This is a genomic window from Clostridium sartagoforme AAU1 (genome assembly GCF_000401215.1).
Classification (GTDB): Bacteria; Bacillota; Clostridia; order Clostridiales; family Clostridiaceae; genus Clostridium; species Clostridium sartagoforme.
In genome coordinates, this window is record NZ_ASRV01000123.1 from 1 (window position 1) to 8700 (window position 8700).

At 28.3% G+C, this 8700-nt stretch carries 7 protein-coding genes; 3 read left to right on the top strand and 4 right to left on the bottom strand.

All coding sequences use genetic code 11. The features are described from left to right. Window positions 1–159 precede the first annotated feature (159 nt). Window positions 160–1368 (top strand): YibE/F family protein, encoded by a 1209-nt coding sequence (locus A500_RS09320; RefSeq protein ID WP_016207331.1) that lies wholly within the window; start codon window positions 160–162, stop codon window positions 1366–1368. A 50-nt stretch (window positions 1369–1418) separates the two neighbouring features. On the opposite strand, the gene A500_RS09325 is transcribed toward A500_RS09320, so the two are convergent. The 3 genes from A500_RS09325 to A500_RS09335 form a co-directional block, all read right to left on the bottom strand. Beyond that, a complete protein-coding gene (locus A500_RS09325) occupies window positions 1419–2747 on the bottom strand; it encodes a 6-phospho-alpha-glucosidase (RefSeq protein WP_016207332.1) in 1329 nt (442 codons plus the stop codon). A gap of 15 nt (window positions 2748–2762) precedes the next feature. Beyond that, complete coding sequence (locus A500_RS09330) at window positions 2763–4358, bottom strand: PTS transporter subunit EIIC (RefSeq protein ID WP_016207333.1); 1596 nt, start codon at window positions 4356–4358, stop codon at window positions 2763–2765. A 334-nt stretch (window positions 4359–4692) separates the two neighbouring features. After that, window positions 4693–5418, bottom strand: coding sequence for a MurR/RpiR family transcriptional regulator (locus A500_RS09335; RefSeq protein ID WP_016207334.1), 726 nt, complete (start codon window positions 5416–5418; stop codon window positions 4693–4695). Window positions 5419–5732: 314 nt separating this feature from the next. Here A500_RS09335 and A500_RS20400 point away from each other — a divergent pair, with 314 nt between their 5' ends. Together A500_RS20400 and A500_RS09340 are read left to right on the top strand one after the other, a co-directional pair. Then, window positions 5733–5903: a hypothetical protein gene (locus A500_RS20400; protein WP_016207335.1), complete on the top strand. Its 171-nt coding sequence runs from the start codon at window positions 5733–5735 to the stop codon at window positions 5901–5903. 114 nt (window positions 5904–6017) lie between these two features. Next, a complete protein-coding gene (locus tag A500_RS09340; RefSeq protein ID WP_016207336.1) occupies window positions 6018–6722 on the top strand; it encodes a DUF421 domain-containing protein in 705 nt (234 codons plus the stop codon). A gap of 78 nt (window positions 6723–6800) precedes the next feature. On the opposite strand, the gene tyrS is transcribed toward A500_RS09340, so the two are convergent. Beyond that, window positions 6801–7994: a tyrosine--tRNA ligase gene (tyrS, locus tag A500_RS09345; protein WP_040436717.1), complete on the bottom strand. Its 1194-nt coding sequence runs from the start codon at window positions 7992–7994 to the stop codon at window positions 6801–6803. Between the last annotated feature and the right edge of the window lie 706 nt (window positions 7995–8700).

Genomic DNA, 8700 nt, shown 5'->3' on the forward strand with positions numbered 1-8700 from the left:
TTAAGTAAAATAAGTATTCTATCAACTTATATAGAAAAACAAAAATATATGATTTCAATTTTACTATTTTGCTAAAATAAACTTATCAAACTTCAACCTTATAATTCTATAATAATGTAAATTATTAATTGAAACATATATATTAATATGGAGGAAACTATGGGTAAAAAGGGTGGGAATAATAAACAAAATTCCAAGAAAACGACTTCAACTAGAAAGAAACTAAATTTAAATCAAAATTTCATTATGCTTTTAGGAGTTATATTATTTAGCGTATTATTAATTATTTTATCAAAGTCTATATTTAAGGGTGGGTTTTTGCCTGATAAATATAATGGTAATATGAAATATTACAATGCAGTTGTTACAGAAGTATTAAATGAAGATTTAACAAAAGATCCTTATTTAGAGGATGTTGAAGTGGGCTTTCAAAAAGTATTAGTTAAAATATCAGCCAAGCCTTACTCTGGAAGTACACATGAAATAGAAAATCCAATAAGTAGATTGTATAATTTAAAAGTCAAGGAAGGCACCAAAGTTATAGTTGGTGTAATAGAAAAAAATGACACTACCCAAATGACCTTATATAGCTATGATAGGAGCAATATGTTGTATTTATTAATAGCAATATTTGTATTGTCTGTTGTTGCAATAGCTGGTGTAAAGGGGATAAAATCCTTAGTTGCTTTATTTTTTACATTAATATGTTGCGTTTATTTAATGGTTCCTTTAATGCTTAGAGGAGTAAATCCTATATTAGCGGGTATTCTTATGAGTGTCTTAAGTATAACCGTGACTCTAGTGCTTGTTTCTGGGTTTAACAAGAAAACATTAACCGCAATTTTAGGTACTGTCTTTGGAGTTATAATTTCAGGAATAGTAGCATATATTTTTGGTTCTTTAACTACTCTTTCTGGATTAAATATGAGCGAGGCAGAAAGTTTAATGTATATTGCAGAAGATACTGGTTTAAAAATTAGAGGAATAATGTTTACTGGAATTTTAGTTGCAACTTTAGGAGCTGTCATGGATATCTCTATGTCAATTGCTTCATCCTTATTTGAAATACACAGTGTAAATAATAAAATTAGTTTTAATGAATTATTTAAAAGTTCTATGAATATAGGTAAAGATACTATTGGAACAATGACTAATACATTAATTTTAGCCTTTGCTGGAGGATCATTAAGTATCCTTATATTAGTATTTTCAGCTAATATGCCTTTTAATAAAATGATAAATTTAGATCTTTTAGGAATTGAGATAATTCAAGGATTAGCTGGTAGTATAGGTGTTGTACTTGCTGTTCCTATTACTGCATTTATAGGTTGTTATTTATGTAAAAATGAAATTAAATTAAAAAAATAAGAGATGCTGCTTTTGCAGCATCTCTTTATTTATTCAATAGATTGCTTCTATTACTTTAATTCTGGCCAATACTCTTTATTAGCTTCAATCATTTCATCTAATATTTGCTTAGCTACAAATGCAGATGGAATTGTCTTATTCATAGTAAATGCCATAAGTGCCTTTTCATATGAGCCCTCAATTGCAGCCTCTACAACTAACTTTTCACTAGCTTCTTGTTGTTCTATTAATCCTTTATAGAATGTAGGAATTTCGCCAACACGAACTGCTTCAGGACCGTCTTTAGTTATATACGCTGGTATTTCAACCATAGCATCATCTGGTAAATTCTTAATAGCACCATTATTTTCAACCATAACTAAATGTCTTTTTCTTTGATCAAATGCTAAACTCATAGCCACTTCTACTATAAATTCTCCGTGTACTCCAGTAAAGAATTGTGTAAGATCAATTTCTCCTGTAGCGCTATATTGATCTACAGAATCAAATATTTTCTTTTCTCTTCCTTCCATTACTTCATTTGCTCTTGTATGATTTTTATCAGAATGTCCAACAACTTCATCTCCTAAAATATAGTATTGCATATATGTGTTAGGAAGATATTTAGGGAACATTTGCATCATATGTTTTGCATTAGTAAATGTATGAAGCCATGATGCATCATTATGTCTTACTTCACTTCTTGAATCTGGTGGCAGATATCCATGCTCAAGAACATAGCTCTTAAGTTCTTCTGTTCTATCTTCTCCATTTACTCTTATATTTGTAAACCATCCAAAATGATTTAGTCCAAAATAATCAGCTTCTATATCATGTCTATCACAATCTAAAATATTTGCCATATTTCTCATAATTGCAACTGGCATATCACATATATTTAAAATTCTTGCATTTGGTCTTAGCTTGTACATAGCTTTTGCTACAATAGCTGCTGGATTTGAATAGTTTACTATCCAATAACTCTTATTTGCATATTTTTCACAGAAATCAATTATTTCAACCATAGGATATATAGTTCTTAAACCATATGCTAGTCCTCCTGGTCCACAAGTTTCTTGTCCAACTACATTATATTTTAGTGGAATCTTTTCATCCATTTCTCTCATCTTATATAACCCAACACGCATTTGAGCAAAGATAAAATCTGCATCCTTAAAAGCTTCTTCTGGACTTGTTGTAAAAGTTAGCTTTACTTCTGGATCAAACATTTCAACAACTTTTTTTACTATTACACCAACCTTATTTTGACGTTTTTCATCTATATCATATAATCTTAGCTCATCTATTTTGAATTCTTCCTTTTTAGTTAATAAGCTCTTTACAATCCCTGGAGTATAAGTACTTCCCCCACCTACTATAACTAATTTAAATTTCTTCATGTCTAATATTCCTCCTTATTCTACTATTTCTAATGCTTCATCTACTATTGTTCTTATTTTATTTATTGAAAGTCCATATACAACTTGTATATTTTTACCTTTTCTAACTACACCTGATGCTCCTGTAGTTTTTAATGTTTGCTCATCAATTACAGTATCGTCAATAACATCTACTCTAAGTCTTGAAAAACAATTTTCTACAGTTACTATATTTTCTTTTCCTCCCAATGCTTTTATAATAGTTAAAGCTTTTTCTTTATCATTTTCAGCATTGTCAATTTCTTTTATAGATGACTTCATTTCTTTTTTAACTTTTACTGCATTTTCATTTAAATCCATTGCATTATCACTATCATCATCTTCTCTACCCGGTGTCTTTAAATTCATTTTTTCAATCATAAATTTAAATACTACAAAAATTACTGCTATTTCAACTAATCCTACTAACACATATACTGGCCAATGAGTTTTTCCAATTCCTGCTGGTAAATTTATTACAAGAAAATCTAAAATACCATTTGTTGCACAAACTCTTACATTAAGTATATAAACTATCATTTGGAAAAGTCCGTCTATAACAGAATATACAAGCCATAATAATGGAGCTGCAAAAATAAATGTAAATTCTAGTGGTTCTGTAATACCAGCTATTACTGCTGTTAATGTTGATGGAATTAATTGAGATTTTAAATTTTTACGTTTTATTTTCTTAGCTGTATAATAAAATGCTAATGCTACACCAATAACTCCAAAAGTTTTAACTAAGCCATAATTTAAGAATCTTGCTGAATCTGGCATCATCGTTATGGTAGGGTCGTTAAGTAATGCTAAGAATACAGGTTTTGCTCCTATAACGTTTTCTCCATTTATGATCATTTGATCACCCACTGCTGAATATAAGAACGGAGACCAAATTAAATGATGTAATCCTGTTGGTACTAAAAATCTATTTAAGAATCCATAAACAAATACTCCTAATGCTCCTGCAGTACTCATAAATCCTGTAAGGGCAGTAATTCCATTAGCTATACTTGGCCAAATATAAGTTGTTCCTATACTTAATACTGCAACTACTGGAATCATAATCATAAATACAAGTTTACTATTTCCATAAGGTGCCATAGCTCCTTTAAATTCTCTATTAACATACTTATTATGAACTACAGCTACTGCTATTCCTAATATCATTCCAAGGAAAACACCCATATCTGTTACATGAAAGCCTAATTGAATAGTCTGTCCAGTTCCATATAACTCACCAGCAGTGTTTCCTGCTATTAATTTACCTGATAATTCTAACCATTTACTGTTTGCTCCTAAAAATAATATGTATGACATAATTGCTACAAATGCTGCTTCTGCTTTTTTCTTTTTTGCCATACCTATGGCAATTCCAACACAAAATAAAATACTTAAATTTCCCATAATAGGAGAAAGCATACCATTAAAGAATTTTCCTATCGTCCAAATCAATCCACCTTCACTAACAAAAGTTTTATTAGTAAGTACAGCTGTTAACGCAATTGACATACCTACTATTGGTAAAAATAAGACTGGTCCTATCATAGCCTTTGCAAATTTTTGCATACTATCTAAAATCTTTTCCTTCATTCTAATGTACCCCTTATCTTTTTAAATTTTTCTCCTTGGTAATTACCTTGAACATAGAATAACATTTTAAATAAATATTGTTAATAGATTTAACCTTTTCAGTAACATGTTACTTAAAAAGTAAACATGTTTACCTTTACACTTAAAAGTGGATATATGTAAATTGGCTTATGACCTTGCTTTGCTTCAAGTCAACGCAAACTTACATATGCCACTTGAAAACTGAAGGAATGGAATTATAAAAAATTGTTCACATGGTAATCTTTTTAAATTCTCACCGTAAATAATAAAAAACTATCACAGAAAACTCTTCTCTGATAGTTTTTTTAAACTTCTATAAACTATTCATTGCCTTATCTAGTAAGTATTCCATTATAATCATCACTCTAGCATAAAAATAATTTGCTGTAATATTTCTATCATCTAACTCTTTATCATCTAATATGGAAAAATGTATTGTAGATTGTTTGGCCATATGACTACTTGGCCTTCCAGTAAAGGTTATAATATCTAAATTATTTTTTGCAGCATAGTCTATAACCTTTGTTACACTTTCTGTTTCACCACTTTTTGATATTCCTATTACTAAGGCTCCTCCTATTTGGTTGTTATCATATACTCCATAGGAATTTGTCTTAATACATTTAAAACCCAATACTAACATCTTCCTACAAAAAAAATCTACAATTGGAGATGAAAATCCTGTACCTGTAATATAAATTATATCCTGTCTATGTTTTATAAGACTATCAATAAATGAGTCTATAGTATTTTTATCTATTTCATCAATAAAGCTAGTTATATCTGAAGTACGTTTTTGATTTTTCTCATTATTCTTCACTATAAAATTTAATCTATAAATCATATCTACATATCCAGTATATCCTAACTTTTTTGATAACTTTATTATAGTAGTTGCAGAAGTATAGTTAATTTGTGCAATCTCTCTTACTCCTTTATCTAAAACATCATCGATATTTTTTAATATATATTCAAGCACTTGCCTTTCTGTTTCTGTTAACTTATAATTATCAGCAATTTTGTAAATATCAAATTTCATAAGATACCTCCGATTTTAAATAACTATTACTATAGTATCATATTTATTTTTGTTTTTAATTATAAATATTTAATTAATTATTAAATATTTTTAAAGCTGCTACTATTTCTGTACCGCCTAAAAAATCTGAGTTTACAATAGTTAATATTATTATTTTATAGTTCCTTGATTTAATTCCTTATAATTAAATTTTTAAATATACAAGTTATACCTATATGAATAATAAATACTATATAAAGCTATATTTTTATAATATTTTTTAATTATATTGTGGGAAACTAATATAGACAATTTATTTTTAGGAGGTAATTACAATGGATAATAACAAAAATAGAAGAAAAGATCGTCCTAAATCAAATGCAGAGCTTAGAAAAATGTATTCAGAATCCGGCGCTGAAATTGGGATTGAAAATGGTCAAAAGAAAGGTGCCCATTCTAATGGCAAAAAGTTTACTAAAAGGTCAAAATTATCTCATAATAAGTAATATTTAAAAACCATATAAAAATAACCTTACTAAATATTAGTAGGGTTATTTTTCAGCTTGTTATTGGGTAAAATAACATTAATATTTAACTTTTTAAATAAGGAGATATTTTTTATGTATTTTTTTTATGGTCAAGAAACACTCACTGCAGTTGAATGGATTCTTCGTGCAGTTATTGCCTTTTTCTTTTTACTAGTTGTTGCAAGAATCTTAGGTCAGCGTACTATATCGCAGTTAAGACTTCTTGATTTTGTTATTGCTTTAGTAATTGGAAACATTATTGCTCATCCATTATCTGATGAAGAACTTGGATTAGAGGGATCCATGATTACAACAATTGTATTAGTAATTCTTTATCTTATTTCACTACTTGGAATCCTTAGGTTTCCATCCTTAAGGAAACTCCTCAACAGCTCACCAGTCACAGTTGTTAAAAATGGAGAAATTCTAAATAAAGGATTAAATAAAGCAAGAATATCTATTGATGTATTATTAGAGGAACTAAGAGAGGAAAAAGTAGAAGATGTAAAAAAAGTAGCATTAGCAATTTGGGAAGCTGATGGAAAACTTTCTGTTTTCTTAGATCCAAAATATGAACCTATTACGCCTTTTCATTACCAAATGAAAACAGAATCATTTAATTTACCTGTAACAGTTATTAAAGAAGGTAAAATTCTTTATAATAATTTAAAAGAAACTAATAAGGATGAAAGTTGGATTATTTCCAATTTAAAAACTTCATATCAAACTGATGTAAAAAATGTTATTCTTGCTACTGTTGATAGTAAAAATAACCTAAAAGTTTTTTTATATAAATAAGCTTTTCACTACTTAAAAACTCTACTTTAACTAATTTAGTAGAGTTTTTAAATATTACAATAAAGTATTTTTTAGCAATTATCTAAGCAAAGATTTTATTTTAAGTTTTGCAAACTTCTTTTTACCTATCTTTATTACATCATCATATGATAAATTTATGTCTAAGCTATTTATTTTTTCTCCATTAATTTGAACTCCACCTTGCTCTACAAGTCTTGCAAATTCTTTTTTACTTGATACATATTTCTCACTTACTAAATTTGAAACAATATCCCTCAACTTATTACTTTCTACAGTTAAATTAGGTACATCATCTGGAATTTCCTTTTTAGTAAAAGCTGAATTATAGAATTCTATTGCTGTTTTAACTTTCACTTCACAATGGTATAAGCTTGTTATTATTTGTGCAAGTTCTAATTTAATATTTCTGGGATTTTCACCACTATCTAGTTTGTTTTTTATTTGTTCTATTAAATCTGGATGTTCATCTGTAGCTAATTCAAAGTATTTTATAATTAAATTATCTGGAACCTCCATCACTTTTTTAAACATTACATTTGCAGGTTCATTTACCCCAATGTAGTTGCCTAAACTTTTGCTCATTTTTTCAATTCCGTCTAAGCCTTCTAAAATAGGCATAAACATTGCAACTTGTTGCTCTTCTCCCATTGTCTTTTGAAGTGTTCTTCCCATTAAAATATTAAAGGTTTGATCAGTACCTCCAAGCTCAATATCAGCCTCTAGAGCAATTGAATCGTAAGCTTGCATTAAAGGATAAAAGAATTCATGAACTCCTATTGGTACATTGGTTTTATATCTATTTTGAAAATCATCTCTTTCTAACATACGAGCTACAGTAGTAGTTGCTGCTAATTTTAATACATCATTAAAATTTAATTTTGAAAGCCATTCACTATTAAAACGAACTTCCGTCTTACTTTCATCTAAAACTTTAAAAATTTGAGTTTTATAAGTTTCTGCATTTTTTAATACTTCTTCATCCGTTAATGCTTTTCTTCCCTTTGCCTTTCCTGTTGGATCTCCAATTTTTCCTGTAAAGTCTCCAATAACAATTACTGCTTTATGGCCTAAATCTTGCATTTGTTTAATTTTACGTAAAACTACAGCATGACCAAGATGTATATCTGGTGCACTTGGATCAAGCCCTAACTTGATAATTAATGGTTTATTATTTTTTGCAGCTTTTTCTAGTTTTTTTCTAAGCTCTTCTTCATTAACTATTGTATCTGCTCCCTTTTTAATAATTTTCATTTGCTCATCAATTGTTTTTTCATTTTTTAACACTCCTCTTATATTATTTAAAATATAAGCAAGTTCTATAAGAATAACTTTACGAAAGGCTATTTGATAAAACTATTTGAACTACTAGTGGACATACTCAAAATTTTATACTTTTCTAGAAATAAAAAAACTCCCACCCCTTATATCAAAAGGACGAGAGATAAAACTTCGTGTTACCACCTTAAGTTCATAGACAATTCACATTGCCTACCTTTTCAAGTACTCCAGAAAATATCTAGGTAATACTCTAGCACTATAACGTGTGCAAGGAATACGTCACAGCCTACTAAATGCTTCGCAGAATGAAAAATGCAGAATGTAGAATTAATGAAAAAACTCTGATAGAGTTTTCAAAATTAAATTTTAATAAATTAATATAACTATCATTCTAAATTATATTTTCCTTATGCTAAAACTTCATTTGGTGTGAAGCTCAAAGATGTATTCATAATTAGCTTATCTTGCACCTCTCATCAACCGGTTACTTTCTGTAAGTTTTACTAACTACTACTTGTTCTTATCACAGCTTTTCATAATCTTATACTCCGAAATATAATAACTTATAAATCTTCGTTATGCTTATTATTAATATGGATTATAAATCTTATTTTTTATATTGTCAATATTTTTGTAATTTTCAATTAACTAATAATTAATTTTAAGATTTATAGTCCTA